This is a genomic window from Streptomyces sp. NPDC002690 (genome assembly GCF_053592415.1).
Window position 1 is genome coordinate 1 of sequence record NZ_JBSFVR010000707.1, and the last position, 1,545, is coordinate 1,545.

The following is a 1,545-nucleotide window of genomic DNA, read 5'->3' on the forward strand; positions in this document are numbered from 1 at the left end:
GAAGCCGGTGAAGAAGACGTCGGGGAGGGCCAGCGCCTCGGCGACGGCGTACTGGAGTGGGCCGCCGCTCACGAAGGTGAGGTACTGCTTCGCGGTGCGTACGGCAGCGACCAGGGCGGCGGAGCCGGTGACCCAGCCGATCTTCCAGCCGGTGTACGAGAAGGTCTTTCCGGCCGACGAGATGGAGACCGTACGGTCGCGCATCCCGGGCAGGGAGATGAGGGGGACGTGCTCCCCGTCGAAGGCGAGGTGCTCGTAGACCTCGTCGGTGACGACCAGGAGGTCGTGCTCGACGGCGAGTCGGGCGATGACGGCCAGCTCCCCGGGGGTGAGGACCATGCCCGTGGGGTTGTGCGGGCTGTTCAGGAGCAGCAGCCGGGTGCGCGGGGTGATGGCGTCCTGGAGCGCGTCCAGATCGGGGCGGAAGTCCGGGGCGCGCAGGGTGAGGGGGACGCGGACGCCGCCGGCCATCGCGATGCAGGCGGCGTACGAGTCGTAGAAGGGCTCGAAGGCGATGACCTCGTCGCCCGGTTCCAGGAGGGCCAGCATGCTCGCGGCGATGGCCTCGGTGGCGCCCGCGGTGACGAGGACCTCGGTGTCGGGGTCGAAGGTCAGGCCGTAGAAGCGCCGCTGGTGGCCGGCGACGGCGGTACGCAGTTCGGGGACGCCCGGGCCGGGCGTGTACTGGCTGCCCCTGCCCTCGCGCAGCGCGCGGACGGCGGCCTCGCGGATCTCCTCGGGGCCGTCGGTGTCGGGGAAGCCCTGCCCCAGGTTGATGGCGCCGGTCGTGAGCGCGAGGGCCGACATCTCCGCGAAGATCGTCGTCCCGTGCCCGTCCAGCCTGCGGTTCAGCAGCGGCCTGGTGTTCATGTCTCCACCGTTCTCACTCGGGTGTCCGTCGAGCCTCTGGGGCCCATCCTGGCGCATCGGTCGCCCCACGCTTCCGGTTGTGCCGCCGGTTCCCGCCGAAGGGCCCGTCGGCAAGCTCTGGAGTTGCTCAAGTCCGCTTTGGCGCGGAGAAGGCCGGGGAATCCAGTGGGCAGCCGGACAGGTCCGGTGGGCGGCGGGGGCCGCTCGGGGGACGGAAGGATGTGAGGGCGTGACGTACGTCCTGGTGGTGCTGATCGTGCTGGCGGTGGCAGGGGTCGTCGTGACGGTCGTGAGGTGGTCGGGGAGGATCCGGCCGGTGTCCTCCGTGCGCGGAGGACGTGCGGGCGGTACCGCGGCGCGGGGCGGACCGCGCGGGTACTCGGTGAGTACGCCCAAGGCGCGTCGTTCGTCGTCGGGCAGGCGGTCGTCGGGGGACAGCAGCTGGTGGGCCGGTGACAGCGGCGATTCGTCCGGCGGAGGCCACTCCGGTCACTCCGGTGGTCACTCGTGCGGCGGTGGCCACTCGTGCGGCGGCGGATCCTCGTGCGGCGGGGGCGGGGGCGGTTGCGGCGGCGGCAGCTGACGCGTGTGCGACGTACCCGGTGAGTCCGGGTGGAGGGGAAGGCCGGGCAGGAAGAGGCAGACGCCGGATACGGCGAAGGTGGCCGCGTTGGC

Annotated in this window: 1 protein-coding gene; it reads right to left on the reverse strand. The window is 72.3% G+C overall.

Going from position 1 to position 1,545, the window contains the following annotated elements; genetic code table 11:
- Positions 1–870: aminotransferase class I/II-fold pyridoxal phosphate-dependent enzyme (locus tag ACWD3D_RS36885; protein ID WP_451464996.1), on the reverse strand; the 870-nt coding region annotated here is incomplete at its 3' end.
- Positions 871–1,545: the final 675 nt, after the last annotated feature.